Below are 15,271 nucleotides of genomic sequence, written 5' to 3' on the forward strand. Positions count from 1 at the left end.
TGTCCGATTTTTCCAGTCTTTTTACTGATTTACAAAATCAGAAACGAGCTGGTAAGCTTCTGCTAAAGCGGTATTGAGATCGTTATTTTCAATAATATAATCAAATTGCGGTGCGGTTGCCAGCTCAACGCTTGCTTTAGCAATGCGCATATTTATACGATCATCACTTTCTGTTTTGCGTTTCTTCAGCCGTATTTTTAACTCTTCAATACTAGGTGGTTTTACAAAAACAGCTAGTGTACGCTCTGGATATAATTTTTTAATATCAAGACCGCCTACAACGTCAATATCAAAAATTACGTGGCGGTTCTTCTTCCAGATGCGTTCTACTTCACTTTTTAAGGTGCCGTAAAAATTGTCTCTGTAAACTTCTTCCCACTCCAGAAACTCGTCATTCTTAATACGACGCTTAAATTCTTCAAGTGTTAAATAGTAGTAATCTACTCCGTCTTTCTCGTGACCGCGTGGTTCTCTTGATGTGGCCGAAATACTGAAGTCAAGTTTTAGGTCTTCTTTACTTAATAAATGCCTTACAATGGTGGTTTTTCCACTTCCGGAAGGCGCCGAAAAAACAATGAGTTTACCTTCTTCTTTCATCAAAGCACGTTTAAAAGTTGTTCCTTGATTTTCTCAAGTTCATCTTTCATGCGCACTACAACCTGTTGCATAGGGGCATAATTAGATTTTGAGCCTATGGTATTTATCTCACGACCTATTTCCTGACTTATAAAAGCCAGTTTTTTGCCGTTAGAATCTGATGAATTGAGTGATTTTGTGAAATAGTCAAGGTGATTTTTTAATCTTACTTTCTCTTCAGTTATGTCGTATTTCTCAAGATAGTAAGTAAGTTCCTGTTCAAAACGATTAGGATCTACTTCTGCTTTAAGATCATTTACTGCTTTGTTTAATCTTTCGCGAACGCTTTCTATGCGCTGAGGATCTATAGCGATAACTTCTTCAAGATATTCTTCTATGTTTTTAACTCTAAGCTGAAAATCTTCTTTTAGAACCCGGCCTTCGTCTTCTCTGTAATCGTTAATGGCGCCTAGAGCTTCATCAATGCCTTTTAAGATGGCTTCATATTCCTGATCGTCTATCTCGTCTCTTTCGGTTTTTAAGGCATCTGGCATGCGAATTGCCATTTTAAGTAATTCAGTAGGGTCGCCATCTACAACAAGGCTTAATTGCCTGATATATTCTTTAACCACAGCTTCATTTATAGCAGTGCTCGTTTCCTGCCCGTTTAACTCAACATACAAGCTAAGATCTATTTTGCCGCGCTCAAGCGATTTTGCAACTATGTTGCGTAGTTCAAGTTCTTTTTCGCGATAAAAGGAGGGAATTCTGGTATTGAGGTCCAGATTTTTACTGTTAAGAGATTTAACCTCAATTGTAATTTTCTTAGAAGGTAACTGGGAAACAGATTTCCCGAAGCCTGTCATTGATTTGATCATACTTAGATTTAAAGTCGCAAAGATAGGAAAACTATATCTGAAGCTTTCCTATCTCTTTTGTTGCAACTTCTCTAAATTTTTAGGCAATAATTATAGTTTTCTTACCCAGATATTACGATAGCTCACAGGATTGCCGTGATCTTGTAATTCAATAGGTGCTTCACCATGTGGTATGTTTTTAGGATGACCTATATATTCTGTTGTTCCTTGTATTTCTGTATGGTCTTGTGTAACCACACCATTATGAATAACCGTTACAGTAGCGGCTTGCGTTTTATTGCCGTCACCGTCAAAATGAGGTTGATGATAAATGATATCATAGGTTTGCCATTCACTAGTCGGTTTAGTCGCGTTTACAAGTGGTACAGATTGCTTATAAATAGAACTTGCCTGTCCGTTAGAATAAGTGCGGTTGTCGTAACTATCTAGCACCTGCACTTCATATTTCTTTTGAAGAAAGATACCGCTGTTACCGCGTCCCTGGCTTTCACCTACAACTTCTTGTGGTGCACGCCATTCTATATGCAACTGCATGTCACCAAAACTTTCTTTGGTCTCGATATCACCACTTTGAGCTTTAACGGTGAAAGAACCATCGCTATTGATAGTCCAAGGCGCAGCAGCTGTTGTGTCTGTAACACTCTTCCAGGCGTCAAGATTCTCACCATTAAATAAAACAATAGCGTCTGATGGTATGTTGTTCTTATCGAAAGAAACTACTGCAGGCTCAGGATCCCAGAATTCTGTTGCTTCCGGATCTGTTATTTCTTCTTCTGGCTGAGTTGAAACAGAATCTGTAGCTGTAGTTTGCATCTCGCTGTCCTCGCTTGATTCTTTATTCATGTCATTACAGGAAACTAGTAAACCAAGGGCAACAAGAGGTATAAAATTACGTATCATAAGTTAAAGTTTTTTTATTTTAATATTCTTAAAAGAAACTTGATTGCCGTGGTCTTGTAGAGCAATTGCACCAGTCTGGGCTTTGCCAAAAGCTTCCCAGTCTGCAAATTTTGAATTAGAAACCATTGTGTTCCATTCGTTTCCTTCTACAGGAAATTCAACAACCTGAACACCGTTAAGAGTTACAGATCCTTCATTATTAGCGTGGTCGATTTTAATGACACATGTGTTCCATTCACCAGCTGGTTTTGCTACATCCTCTGTAGGAGGGAGCATATCATATAAAGCACCTGACTGATGCGATTTACCATTTTTAGCATCTGGATGACGCTCATTATCTATAATTTGAATTTCAGGTCCTGTTAAATAAGGCTCATGATATTTTTCATCTTCTTTTACTCCCCACATAATACCGCTATTTCCGGCTTCAGAGATTTTCCAGTCTAACGAAAGAATAAAATCTGTATAATCTTCATTGCTAACCAGGTTTTCTGCATGCTCTCGTCCTTCGGCGGGAGTAAGAACCAGCGCATCACCTTCTATTTGCCATTGACTGGAAATTGAATCGCCGTTATAACTGTGCCATTGATCCATATTTTCACCGTCAAAGAGCGTAGTCCATTCAGCATCCTGAGATTCTTCGGTAGTTGTGGTCATAGAAGTCTCATCTGCAACTTCGTTTTCTGAATTCTGTTTTTCCTTGCAGCTTATGGTCATTGCAGCAAGAGCCAGAATTGTAACAATTTGTTTTTTCATGGTATGGTTATTTAATTCCTAATATTCGTTTTAGTTTATCTTCATCAACTTCTGCACCAGCAAAATCATCAAATGCTTTTTCAGTAGCCTCAATTATGTGACTTGCGATAAATGGTGCTCCTTCACGAGCTCCTTGCTCCGGAGATTTTATACAACATTCCCACTCCATCACGGCCCATACGTCGCAGTTATATTCAGTTAATTTTGTAAAGATTGTTTTAAAATCAATTTGACCATCACCGGGAGAGCGGTAGCGCCCTGCACGATCGATCCAATCACCGTACCCACCAAAAACTCCTTTTTTTCCGGTAGGATTAAATTCTGAATCCTTTACATGAAACATTTTTATAAACTCGTGGTAGTTGTCTATATATTCCACATAATCTAATTGCTGAAGTACAAAATGACTAGGATCATAAAGAATATTAACGCGCTTATGATTACCTGTAGCTTCGCGAAATCTTTCAAAAGTTACACCGTCATGAATATCTTCACCTGGGTGAACTTCGTAACAAACATCAACACCTTGCTCATCAAAAGCATTTAGAATAGGTGTCCATCGGTTGGCCAGTTCTTTAAAACCAAGATCTACGAGTCCGGGAGGTCTTTGCGGCCAGGGATGAAATGTGTGCCAAAGCAGAGCTCCGCTAAAAGTACCATGAACGTCTAAGCCTAAATTTCTACTTGCTTTTGCAGCACTTTTAAGCTGATTTACGGCCCATTCTGTGCGTTTTTTTGGATTATTTTTGCAATCATCAGGAGCAAAATTATCAAACATCAGGTCATAAGCCGGGTGAACCGCCACTAGCTGACCCTGAAGATGTGTACAAAGCTCAGTTATTTGTAAACCGTAGCTTTCAACTTTGCCTTTTAACTCATCACAATAGGTTTTGCTTTCTCCTGCCTTGGTGACGTCTATTAATCTGGTTTCCCAAGTTGGTATTTGTATACCTTTATAGCCAAGATCGCTCGCCCACTGGCACATCCCGTCAAGTGAATTAAAAGGTTCTTTATCGTCCATAAACTGTGCGAGAAAGACAGCTGGACCTTTAATAGTCTTCATATGTTATTGGTTTTAATTGCCTTAAAACTTCGTGGCAACTCATTATACAATTTATACAATTAGTTCTTTAAGCTTACCCAGGCAGCGTTATTATCACTTGATGCTACCGCAGCATATATAAAACGCATGCCACGTAAACCGTCTGAAACAGTAGGAAAATCGTACTTTTTAGATGGTTTTTCGCCAGCTTTTACGCTGTTTAATTCTTTAGCGAAACTTCTGTAAATAGTGGCAAAGCCTTCAAGATAGCCTTCTGGGTGACCGGGAGGTACGCGTGTATAAGATGAAGATGCTTCATACGTGCCGTTTCCGCCTGGTGTGTATATTTGTTTTGGTTTATCAAGCCAGAGAGCAGTTAGCTCATTAGGATTTTCCTGTTGCCAGAAAACGCTTCCTTTAGTCCCGTAAACGCGAATGGCTAAATTGTTTTCTTCTCCGGTTGCTATTTGAGAGATCGTAAGTGTGCCTTTTGCACCACCTGTAAAACGAAGAAGCACATTGCCATCATCATCAAGTGTACGGCCATCACCAAAAGCAGTAAGATCTGCTGCAAGCTCTTCTAACTGAAGGCCGGTAATGTATTCTGCAAGATTCTCTGCGTGGGTGCCAATATCGCCTAAAGCACCACCAATACCAGATTTTTTAGGGTCAACTCTCCACGATGCCTGTTTATTTTCAGTCTTTTCTACTGCTGTAGAAAGCCAGCCCTGTAAATATTGTACATTAACTTTTCTTATATCTCCCAGATCACCGCGTGCTATCATTTCTTTAGCCTGCTTTACCATTGGGTAACCTGTATAGTTATGGGTAAGTGCAAATACTTTACCTGAAGCACTCGCTACTTTCTCAAGTTCTACAGCCTCTTCAAGCGTAAGCGTTACCGGTTTATCGCATATTACGTGAAAGCCATTTTCAAGAGCCATTTTTGCCGGCGGAAAGTGCATGTGATTAGGAGTAACGATAGAAACAAAATCCATGCGCTCATCTTCTGGCAACTCTTGTTCTTTCTCTATCATTTCCTGATAACTGCCGTATGCGCGCGAACTTGAAATACCAAGGTCTTTCGCGGAAGCGATACTTTTTTCTGCACTGCTGCTAAAGGCACCGCACACCAGTTCTATCATATTATCTATTGAGGCTGCTTTACGGTGTACATCGCCTATAAAAGATCCCAGGCCACCGCCTACCATTCCCATTTTTAATTTCTTCATGTTATAAATTTTTGGCTTCTACTTTTTCGTTCTTAAAAAATACGGCAAAAAGTATCATTACTACAACCGCAAATATGACTGGGAATGTCCATATACCTGTCCAGTCATGTTTTCCTTCACTTAAGATATTGCTATCTGTTATTTTACCTGCAACAGAGAATCCTATTAACATACCTACTCCATACGTTGCAAGCGTTATCAATCCCTGTGCTGAGCTTTTAAATTTTTCTCCCGCTTTACTGTCTGTATATATCTGCCCTGAAACAAAGAAAAAGTCATAACAAAGACCGTGTAAGGCGATACCTATAAGTAGCATAAATACAAGCTCGTCTGCATTACCATAAGCAAATAGTAAATATCTAATTGCCCACGCGGCCATACCAAAGATCAATGTCCATTTTATACCAAAACGCTTGAAGAAAAATGGAAGAAGTAGCATGAAAAGAACCTCAGATACCTGACCTAATGCAGCTTTTGCAGTTGAATTTTCCATGCCTATTTCGGTTAGAAAGGGACTCAAATTCTGATAATAAAAAGCTAGTGGTATACAGATTAATATTGATGAAGCGAAAAATACCAGAAAATTTCTGTCTTTTAAAAGGGTAAGGGCATCAAGACCCAGAATCTCTGTAAGACTTTGTTTTTCACCGGCAGCTCGCGCGATAGGTGGAGTTTTAGGTAAGGTAAAACTGAAAACACCTAAAACGGCTGAAGCAATAGCAGTCATAAGAAACGTGTTAGCAAGCATGCCTTTACCAATGTTTGCTGTACTGTCCCAGCTAAATACAAAGCTGATAACAAAACCTGCCACTATCCACCCTATGGTACCAAACACACGTATAAACGAAAACTCTTTTGCAGGATCTTTTAATTGTCTAAATGCAACCGAATTTACTAGAGCTAATGTTGGCATGTAAGCGATCATATATCCTAAAACGTAAGGATAGAAAGCAGAAAAGTCATCTGCATTTGCCATTTGATACATCAAAATAGCTCCTACTATGTGGAGAAAACCTAAAATACGTTCTGCATTAAAATAGCGGTCTGCAATTAGACCTATAATAAAAGGAGCGATAATAGCTCCCCAGGATTGTGTAGAGAAAGCCATTGCACTTTCAGAAGCGCTGGCATTAAGGTTGTTCCCTAAAAAAGTGCCTAAGGTAACAAACCAGCCTCCCCAAATGAAGAATTCGAGAAACATCATTAGAGAAAGCTGAATACGGGTAAAGTTTTTCATTAGATTATTTTAAATTTTGAGATGCTGAAATTAATAGTTCTTTTGTTAATTGTATGCCCTTATCAGGGTCTTGCATATCTCCTTCATACTCAACACCTACATAACCTGTGTAGCCTGCGTCTTTTACGATCTGTAAAATTCTTTTAAAATCCAGTTGTGTCTCCTGCCCTTGCTCATCAAAATTATATGATTTAGCACTTACATCCATAGCTTTAGGCATAAGTTCTTCAATGCCTTGATATACAGGATACTCTTCTATGCAGGGCGCATTCCACATAGCGCCACCTTCTCTTTTTAAGCAGAAGTTGCCAAAGTCTGGCAGTGTACCGCAATTTTCTTTGTTTACCCCATTTATAACTTCCATTAGAAGTGGTGCATTAGAAGAGAAACCGCCATGGTTTTCTACAAGAACATTAATGTTTTTAGTGGCGGCATAGTCAGTCAATTTTGATAAACCATCTATCGCGCCTTGTTTCCAGCTTTCTTCATCTTCGGCACCAAATAGATTTACACGTATAGAATGACAGCCCAGATAAGCAGCTGCATCTACCCATTTTTTATGATTTTCTACAGCAGCATCACGATCTGCTTCTGTTTTTGCGGCGAGTGCACCTTCGTTATCTACCATAATAAGGAGGTTTTTTATGCCATATTCGGTACTTTTCGCTTTAAGCGCTGGCAAAAGTGAGTCCATGGCTGTTTTAGTATCTCCATATTTTTCCATTATTGGAGTGTATAATTGACTTACATATTCAACGGCTTCAAAACCCACTTCGCTCGCTTTTTGAGCAAAATCCATGGGATCCATTTTACCGGAGTGAATCGGGCCGCTGTAGGACCATTCTGCTAAAGATAATTTGAAAAAAGTAGGTGAAGTGGTTGTTTGTGTTGTAGGATTTTCTGTTATTGGGGCTGTTTCTTTTTTAGCATTCTTACAAGAAAAACATAATAAAACGCCAATTACAGCAGTTAAAACATTAATTTTCATTTTTTAAAAAAGTTAAATAGGACGAACTCAAACGTTTTCGTCGGGGTTTGGTTGTAAAGAATCATGAATCTCTAATTTATACTTTTTTTATATTACAGAAAAAATAACTTAGAATTTATATATTTGATAGCATTCGGTTCGATTATTTATTAAAAATCTAATATAACGTGAATATAACAAAACCAGAAGAAATGTACGATGCCATTGTGGTAGGTACAGGAATTAGTGGCGGTTGGGCTGCTAAGGAATTATGTGAAAAAGGCCTTAAGACTCTTGTTCTTGAACGAGGAAGAATGGTAAAACACATTGACGATTATCCTACAATGAATATGGATCCCTGGGATTTTAAATTTAAAGGAGAATTACCTCGAGAAGAAAAAGCAAAACAACTTAAGCAATCCCGTACAGGTTACACCACAAATGAGGCGACACGACATTTTTTTGTAAATGATCTTGAGCACCCCTATAATGAGACTAAACGTTTTGACTGGATGCGTGGGTATCATGTAGGCGGGCGTTCACTTATGTGGGGAAGACAGAGTTATCGCCTTAGCGATATCGATTTTGGAGCAAACAAAAGAGAAGGTATTGCAATTGACTGGCCAGTGCGCTACAAAGATATAGCGCCATGGTATGATAAGGTTGAAGAATTTATAGGAGTAAGTGGCGAGACACTAGGTCTGCCTCAATTACCTGATGGAAAGTTTGGTCCACCTATGGAACTTAATTGTGTGGAAGACCATCTTAAAAAGAATATGGCGCAGAATTACAAAGACCGTCTACTTACAATAGGTCGTGTAGCGCATATTACCAGCACTAAAACCTTTGAAGGTCGCTCAAGTTGCCAGTTTAGAAACCGTTGTGCACGAGGGTGTCCTTTTGGGGCTTACTTTAGTAGTAACTCATCTACTTTACCTGCAGCAGAACGCACGGGTAATATGACCCTTAGACCGTTTAGCACTGTACACGAGGTTATGTATGATGAAGCTACAGGTAAGGCAACAGGTGTAAGAGTTATTGATACAGAAACTTCAGAGAAGTTAGAGTTTAAAGCTAAAGTTATCTTCTTATGTGCTTCAGCTATTGCTTCGGCATCTATACTTATGCAGTCTAAGTCTGACAGATTTCCTGATGGTATGGGTAATGATAGTGGTGAATTAGGTCATAATATCATGGACCACCATTTTCAGGCAGGCGCTTCAGGTAGTTATGATGGTTTTGAAGACCGTTATTATAAAGGAAGAAGACCTAATGGTTTATACATTCCTCGTTTTAGAAATATAGGCGGAGATACAGATCAGGAGAATTTTAAACGCGGATACGGTTATCAGGGAGGCGCGAGTCGTGAAGATTGGTCTGAGTCTGTAGCAGAACTTGCTTACGGTAAAGAATTGAAAGAAGCCGTTACAGAACCAGGAGGATGGAGAATTGGCCTTACCGGTTTTGGCGAATGCCTTCCTTATCATGAGAACAAAATGACCCTTGATTATGACAAGCTTGATAAATGGGGTCTGCCTACCGTGACTTTTGATGCAGAGTGGAAAGAAAACGAATGGGAAATGCGTAAAGACATGGTGCAACAAGCTGTTGACATGCTTACAAAAGCAGGATTTAAAGATGTTCAGGGTCATGACAGACCGGGAGCTCCGGGATTAGGTATTCACGAGATGGGTACTGCCCGTATGGGAAGCGATCCTAAAACATCTGTTGTAAATGAAAATAACCAGGTTCACGGTGTGCCTAATGTATATGTAACAGATGGTGCTTTTATGACATCAGCAAGTTGCGTGAATCCGTCATTAACCTATATGGCATTTACAGCACGTGCAGCAGCGCATGCAGCAGAACAATTAAAGAACGGTAAAAACGCTTAACTATGAAAAGAAGACAAGTATTAAAAAATTTAGGACTTGGAGCAGGATATATGGTGGCTGCACCATCTTTGTTCAGTCTTTTACAGAGTTGCAAAAGCGATCCTGCAATGGAGTGGGAGCCCGTTTTTCTTACCGCAAACAATGGTTATATTTTAAAGCAGGTTCTAGATGTTATTATCCCTAAAACAGATACTCCGGGAGCTAACGATCTTAACATTGCTCAGTTTATAGATAGTTATATGAATGAGGTGGCAGAGTCTGATGAACAACAGGAATTTAAGGCGGGAGCAAATGCTTTTTCTTTAAATTTTAAAAGTACATATGACAAGGAAGCTGTAGAAGGTGAGCCTGCAGAATATGAAGAAGTTGTTGCTAAATATCTAAAGGCTGCTCCGGCAGACAGAAAAGATTTTATGGAGCGCCTTACGGCGAAACAAGATCCTGAAAATCCAGAGCTTGATCTCGACACAGATGCAGGTTCTTATGGTTATTTAACTTCAGTGCGTGAACTTGCTATCTGGGCATGGAAGAATAGTGAGGAAATAGGAGAGAATGTAATGTGGTATGACCCAATCCCAGGTGCTCAAAAAGGATGTGTTCCTTTCTCTGAAGCCGGAAATGGTAAAGCCATGTCATTATAGAATAAAATTAGCTTCATGAACAGAAGAAAATTTATACAAAAAGGAGCTCTTAGCGGCTCCTTTTTGGCTTTAGGTGGTCAAAACCTGCTTGCAGAGGCTCAAAATCGGGAATATAGAGCAAAAAATAGCTTTAATCTGCAATATGCGCCGCATTTAGGAATGTTTGAAAATATGGCTGGAAAAGATCCTATAGACCAACTCAATTTTATGGCAGATCAGGGTTTTACAGCTTTTGAAGATAATGATATGCGCACTCGCCCGGTAGAGTTACAAAAGAAAATGGCTTCCGTGATGGAAAATCGCAATATTACCATGGGCGTTTTTGTTGCTCATAAAATCTACTGGACAGAACCTAATCTCACCAGCGGAAAACAAGATTGGCGAGACGAATTTCTGGGCGAAATAAAACAATCTATTGAAGTAGCTAAGCGCGTAAATGCAAAATACATGACTGTAGTGCCGGGTTATGTAGATCTTTCTCAAAATGCAGATTACCAGACTGCAAATGTGATCGAAAGTTTAAAACAAGCTTCTGCTTTACTTGAGCCACACGAAATAACCATGGTTCTGGAACCGTTGAATTTTCACAATCACCCGGGACTTTTTCTTAAGCAATCACCACAGGCATATCTGATTTGCAAAGCTGTTGACAGTACATCTTGTAAAATACTTTTTGATATTTATCATCAACAGATTCAGGAGGGAAATTTAATACCCAATATGGAGCAGGCTTGGGATGAAATCGCTTATTTTCAGATAGGTGATAATCCCGGCAGAAATGAACCTACAACCGGCGAGATCAATTATAAGAACATATTTAAATACATTTATAACAAAGGCTACAAAGGCATTTTAGGTATGGAACACGGCAATTCCATAAAAGGTAAAGAAGGAGAACAAGCGGTTATTAATGCTTATGTAGAGTGTGATAGTTTTGATGATTAACTGATAAATTTTATATAGGCTAAACATTCCCAATACGGGAATAAAACGTACATTTGTTGATAATGAATGTCATTAGCAAGAGAAAATTAAAAGCTTACTACGAAAAAAATGCACAATCAAAAGAAGGTTTGATTAATTGGTATGCATTAACGAGCAAAAGTGATTACAACAGTTTTCATGATCTTAAAAAGACTTTTGTAAGTGCAGATACTTTAGGCGGGGGCATCACTATTTTCAATATTAATGGAAATCATTATCGCTTAATAACACATATGGTTTATCAATTTAAAACAGTTTTTGTATTGTGGGTTGGTTCTCATGCAGAGTACAGTAAATTGACTGAAGAACAAATCAAAAATTTAAAATGATGAAAGCTAAAATATTAAAATCAGAGGCGGAATATGAGGCAGCGATATCCCGTATGCGTGAGTTGGCAAACGCTGATCCGCAGAGTGATGAAGGTGATGAATTTGAATTATTATTGCTTTTAGTCAAAAATTATGAAGAGAAACATGAAGAACCTTTTCCGGAGCCACACCCAGTAAGTGCCATTAAATTTCAAATGGAACAGATGAATTTTAAAAGAGCAGATTTTGGCCGCATAATCGGGAGTATGAGCCATGCTTCAGAAATTTTAAATTTACAAAGAGGTCTTTCTATTAATCACATACGTTCAATTAATACTCAGCTGGGCATACCTACAGATATCTTAATCAACAAATACGATCTGATTGGTAAAAGGGAAAAGATAAAAGGAAATAAAGGAAATAAAAAAAGCGTCCATATTTCAGAATAAGTTTTCCTTATTGACTTATTCTGCTACTCATTATCCTTTAAATCCAGATAAACCCCGTTAGTCCAGCCAAAACCATCCTGGGTAGGATATTCACCGCCCCCGGCAACAAGAGTTGTGTCTGTCACATTGTATTTTTCAAGCATTTTTCCGGTTCTTTTATAGACCTGATCATTAAGCCTTAGCCATCTTGTTTTAATAGAGTTGGCCAGATCAGTATCACCATATTTTTCCAGTCCGCGTATGGCAAGCCATTGATGTGGCGGCCACCCATTAGGGCTGTCCCATTGCTGTCCGTTATCGTTTAAAGTAGTTACTAATCCGCCGGGTTTTAGAAAGTCGGTTTCTAATTCTTTCGCAATAGCGTCTGCCTGTTCTGGTGATGCTATATTAAAATACAACGGGTAAACCATCGCCAACGATAAAGTCTCAGAAAGAGCATTTTCTTTGAATAAATAATCTTTGTAAACCTTATTTTCAGCATCCCATAAATAGGTGTTTATTGCCGATTTTCTCCTGTTTGCAGCCGATTTTAGTTCGTCAGCGCCGGTTTTGTCGTCTGCATACTCACGCGCTTTTGCCAGTGTAATTTCAAGATTGTACATAAGGCTGTTGAGGTCTACCGGCACAACTTCTGTAGTGCGTATAGTGGCCAGATCATTAGGATCTGCAAACCAACGGCTGCTAAAATCCCACCCGCTTTCGCAAGCTGCGCTTATATTTAGATAAACTTCCTTAGCTGGTCTGTTTTTCGCCTTTTGAGCGGTATTTATATCTTCCTTAAAGCTTTCGGCTCTTGGTGTTTGTGTATTGCTGTAATAACGGTTTAAAAAAGTGCTATCGTTTACTTTTACCACGCGATTATTGGCGACGAGATCACCCATGTCATCAGTGCCTTTCATCCAGAATTTATATTCCTTTTCGAGCGCATCGTGATATTTGAGCAATGTTTCCTTTTCGCCTTTAATTTCAGCAAGAAGATTTACCATTTCGGCAAAGAAAGGTGGTTGAGAGCGACCCAAATAATAGGTGCGGTTTCCGTTAGGAATGAAACCAATCGTATTGATCTGGAATGCAAAATTGTCTAGGATATTCTCGATAAGTTCTGTTTCTCCTGCCTCTTTTAGTCCAAGAAGTATAAAATAAGAATCCCAATAATACACTTCTCTAAACCTCCCGCCGGGCACAATGTAGGGATTAGGCAAAGCGATACGTGTACCGGGTTCAACCTCATCTGCATCTCTCTTGAGATAAGGCCAAAGCTCATTAATATGCTCTGCAGTTGTGCGTGTAGTGTCTGTCACAAAATTACCTGTTGGGGCTTCCGGCATGGTAAAGTTTGCGAGTATAAATTCACGTAAGCCAAAATCAGGTTCATTTTTTTGATCATTGTATTTCTCCAGAATTTCTTTCGCAGGAAATTTAGGCTCTGCATCTACAAAAGTTTTTCCGTCAGGAAATACCTCACTCATTTGTACATCTACCAGTAATTGCCCGTAACGATCTATAGGGTTAAGCGCTTTCTGTGGGAATTCACTCTCTATATTTTCATGTACAGCTTTTTTCTCAATCGATTGAGTATTGTTACAACTAAAAAGGATACTGGCTGAAATTGTAGCTAAAAAGAGTGTTTTTCTGATGAACATGGGAGGGAGGTGTTTAAAAAAAAGACTCTACGGCAAAATTAGTATGCCGTAGAGGTAGTTAAAATTGTGTTATGCTAAAGATATTTACTCAACGATAAATTTACCTTTCATCAAGCTATAGTGACCGGGGAAGCTGCAAATAAAATCATATGTTCCTGGTTCTGGAGCATCAAATTCTATAGTGTCTTCCTGACCGCCACCTAGCAACTTTGTATGTACGATAACGGCATCAGTACCTTCTGGGATATAATCGTTATCACGAGCAGAAGCCGCACTGCCTGCAAAAGTTGGTATATCTGTTCCCTGAGCTAAGAGTACAAAATTGTGCCCCATTACTTCCACAGGCTGTTTACCTGTGTGACGCAATGTAAGCGTTACTTTTTCGCCGGCTTTTACGCGTATCTCATTTTTATCAAAACGCATTTGGTCTGTCGCCAGTAAAAGCACTTCGTTTTGACTCGTCTCCTCTGCAGAAGAATCTGCTTCTGGCGTAGATGTGCCTAGTTTTACCTGTTCTTTTTCTTGTTTTTTCTCGCCTTCTCCACAATTAACAAGAGTTAGAGCAAGCGCAAATAGGGCAATCGATTTTATTGTCTTCATAATGATTTTTTGAATAATGCTCTAAATATACACAAGATAAAACAGTGCTGCAACGCCTAGCTTTTTTCTTCAAAAAACTTTAAGGTTCTGCGTTCATTATAATAGATGTTGTCTTTAGCAAAAAAGCCTACATGACCGCCATATTTAGGCACCTCAAGGTTTAGGTTTTTATTTGCTTTCGCGAAAGCATACGGGAAACATTCATCGTCAAGAAATGTGTCATTTGCAGCGTTAAGAAGAAGCGTGGGCACTTTTATTTGTGGAAGAAAATTAAGGCTGCTGCTCTGCGTATAGTAATCAAGTGCGTCTTTAAAACCATTGGCTGGCGCGGTATAGATCTCATCAAAAGCGCGAAGATTTACAATTTTCTTGTAATCATCAAAGCTTACATAATCTGGAAATTGCGGAATCTTCGTTTTTAGTTTATGCTTTAGATCCATTAAGAATGACCAATGATAAATTCTGTTCTCAGGCTCAGAGAGTCTAAGCATAGAGCCGTACAAATGAACCGGTGTTGAGACAGCAACAGCAGCGACTAAATTTTTAGGGCGGCATCGTTCTTCGCCCAGATATTTAAGAATGAGATTTCCGCCCAGGCTAAAACCTACAAGATAGACTGCTGCATATTTGTGCTCCTTTTGCAAATATTGCATGACGGCATCAACATCTTCTGTTGCGCCAGAATGGTATGAACGAAAATTTAAATTATCACTACCACTGCAACCACGCAGATTTACGGCAACACAATCATATCCTTTTTTGTTGAGAATTTTTGATGTGCCCAGCATATACGGGCGATGCGCATTGCCTTCAAGACCGTGAAAAAGTACGGCTACTTTTGTTGCCTTTTCACCCGATTTTGAGTAGCTCCAGTCAATATCTATAAAATCACCATCAGGTAAAGAGATACGTTCTCGCTGTTGATCAACACCAAAGACCCGTCTTATTTTAGCTGAATAAATGGTAGAGAAATGTGTATTCTTAAATGCCCCGCGAGCTTTATATTGAGAAGTAATTACAGGCATTGTTTAATTATTTTATGCTAAAGAAAGAACTGGTTTGCATTCCTTTTTCTTATGCATGCACAGTAAATTTATGTATTTTTGAACTAAAATTAGCGGTAAAATTCAAAAAATTCAGACCGGTTTAGTGCTCTGAAGCTT

At 39.0% G+C, this 15,271-nt stretch carries 16 protein-coding genes; 5 read left to right on the forward strand and 11 right to left on the reverse strand.

Going from position 1 to position 15,271, the window contains the following annotated elements:
- Positions 1-21: 21 nt before the first annotated feature.
- The 8 genes from gmk to ACH3O9_RS07930 all read right to left on the reverse strand — a co-directional run bounded on the left by gmk (position 22) and on the right by ACH3O9_RS07930 (position 7,609).
- A complete protein-coding gene (gene gmk, locus ACH3O9_RS07895; RefSeq protein ID WP_416446012.1) occupies positions 22-597 on the reverse strand; it encodes a guanylate kinase in 576 nt (191 codons plus the stop codon).
- On the reverse strand, positions 597-1,454 hold the full coding sequence (locus ACH3O9_RS07900) for a YicC/YloC family endoribonuclease (protein WP_416446014.1): 858 nt from the start codon (positions 1,452-1,454) through the stop codon (positions 597-599). Before ACH3O9_RS07900 ends, gmk begins: the two co-directional genes overlap by 1 nt.
- A 90-nt stretch (positions 1,455-1,544) precedes the next feature.
- Positions 1,545-2,354 (reverse strand): 3-keto-disaccharide hydrolase, encoded by an 810-nt coding sequence (locus ACH3O9_RS07905; RefSeq protein ID WP_416446016.1) that lies wholly within the window; start codon positions 2,352-2,354, stop codon positions 1,545-1,547.
- Between the two features lie 3 nt (positions 2,355-2,357).
- The gene (locus ACH3O9_RS07910) at positions 2,358-3,110 is read right to left on the reverse strand and encodes a 3-keto-disaccharide hydrolase (protein ID WP_416446018.1); all 753 of its coding nucleotides are present in this window, start codon (positions 3,108-3,110) and stop codon (positions 2,358-2,360) included.
- Between the two features lie 7 nt (positions 3,111-3,117).
- Positions 3,118-4,173 carry a sugar phosphate isomerase/epimerase family protein gene (locus tag ACH3O9_RS07915; RefSeq protein ID WP_416446020.1) on the reverse strand — a complete coding sequence of 352 codons (1,056 nt, stop codon included), beginning with the start codon at positions 4,171-4,173 and terminating at the stop codon, positions 3,118-3,120.
- A gap of 59 nt (positions 4,174-4,232) precedes the next feature.
- On the reverse strand, positions 4,233-5,384 hold the full coding sequence (locus tag ACH3O9_RS07920) for a Gfo/Idh/MocA family protein (protein ID WP_416446022.1): 1,152 nt from the start codon (positions 5,382-5,384) through the stop codon (positions 4,233-4,235).
- 1 nt (position 5,385) lies between these two features.
- Positions 5,386-6,621: a nucleoside permease gene (locus ACH3O9_RS07925; protein WP_416446024.1), complete on the reverse strand. Its 1,236-nt coding sequence runs from the start codon at positions 6,619-6,621 to the stop codon at positions 5,386-5,388.
- Positions 6,622-6,625: 4 nt separating this feature from the next.
- On the reverse strand, positions 6,626-7,609 hold the full coding sequence (locus tag ACH3O9_RS07930; RefSeq protein WP_416446026.1) for a sugar phosphate isomerase/epimerase family protein: 984 nt from the start codon (positions 7,607-7,609) through the stop codon (positions 6,626-6,628).
- Between the two features lie 191 nt (positions 7,610-7,800).
- Between ACH3O9_RS07930 and ACH3O9_RS07935 the strand changes: the two genes are divergently transcribed.
- From ACH3O9_RS07935 to ACH3O9_RS07955, 5 genes are all read left to right on the forward strand, one after another.
- Positions 7,801-9,483 carry a GMC oxidoreductase gene (locus ACH3O9_RS07935; protein ID WP_416446645.1) on the forward strand — a complete coding sequence of 561 codons (1,683 nt, stop codon included), beginning with the start codon at positions 7,801-7,803 and terminating at the stop codon, positions 9,481-9,483.
- A 2-nt stretch (positions 9,484-9,485) separates the two neighbouring features.
- The gene (locus ACH3O9_RS07940; RefSeq protein WP_416446028.1) at positions 9,486-10,124 is read left to right on the forward strand and encodes a gluconate 2-dehydrogenase subunit 3 family protein; all 639 of its coding nucleotides are present in this window, start codon (positions 9,486-9,488) and stop codon (positions 10,122-10,124) included.
- 15 nt (positions 10,125-10,139) lie between these two features.
- Positions 10,140-11,069, forward strand: coding sequence for a hydroxypyruvate isomerase family protein (locus ACH3O9_RS07945; RefSeq protein ID WP_416446030.1), 930 nt, complete (start codon positions 10,140-10,142; stop codon positions 11,067-11,069).
- A 62-nt stretch (positions 11,070-11,131) separates the two neighbouring features.
- On the forward strand, positions 11,132-11,437 hold the full coding sequence (locus ACH3O9_RS07950) for a type II toxin-antitoxin system HigB family toxin (RefSeq protein ID WP_416446647.1): 306 nt from the start codon (positions 11,132-11,134) through the stop codon (positions 11,435-11,437).
- The gene (locus ACH3O9_RS07955; RefSeq protein WP_416446032.1) at positions 11,434-11,865 is read left to right on the forward strand and encodes a helix-turn-helix domain-containing protein; all 432 of its coding nucleotides are present in this window, start codon (positions 11,434-11,436) and stop codon (positions 11,863-11,865) included. The genes ACH3O9_RS07950 and ACH3O9_RS07955 overlap by 4 nt, the downstream gene beginning before the upstream one ends.
- A gap of 23 nt (positions 11,866-11,888) precedes the next feature.
- On the opposite strand, the gene treF is transcribed toward ACH3O9_RS07955, so the two are convergent.
- The 3 genes from treF to ACH3O9_RS07970 form a co-directional block, all read right to left on the reverse strand.
- Entirely contained in the window at positions 11,889-13,508 is a 1,620-nt protein-coding gene (gene treF, locus ACH3O9_RS07960; protein ID WP_416446034.1) for an alpha,alpha-trehalase TreF, read from the reverse strand.
- An 84-nt stretch (positions 13,509-13,592) separates the two neighbouring features.
- Entirely contained in the window at positions 13,593-14,108 is a 516-nt protein-coding gene (gene azu / locus ACH3O9_RS07965; RefSeq protein WP_416446036.1) for an azurin, read from the reverse strand.
- Between the two features lie 56 nt (positions 14,109-14,164).
- A complete protein-coding gene (locus ACH3O9_RS07970) occupies positions 14,165-15,133 on the reverse strand; it encodes a YheT family hydrolase (RefSeq protein ID WP_416446038.1) in 969 nt (322 codons plus the stop codon).
- Positions 15,134-15,271: the final 138 nt, after the last annotated feature.

Source organism: Leeuwenhoekiella sp. A16 (assembly GCF_047946675.1).
Taxonomy (GTDB): Bacteria; Bacteroidota; Bacteroidia; order Flavobacteriales; family Flavobacteriaceae; genus Leeuwenhoekiella.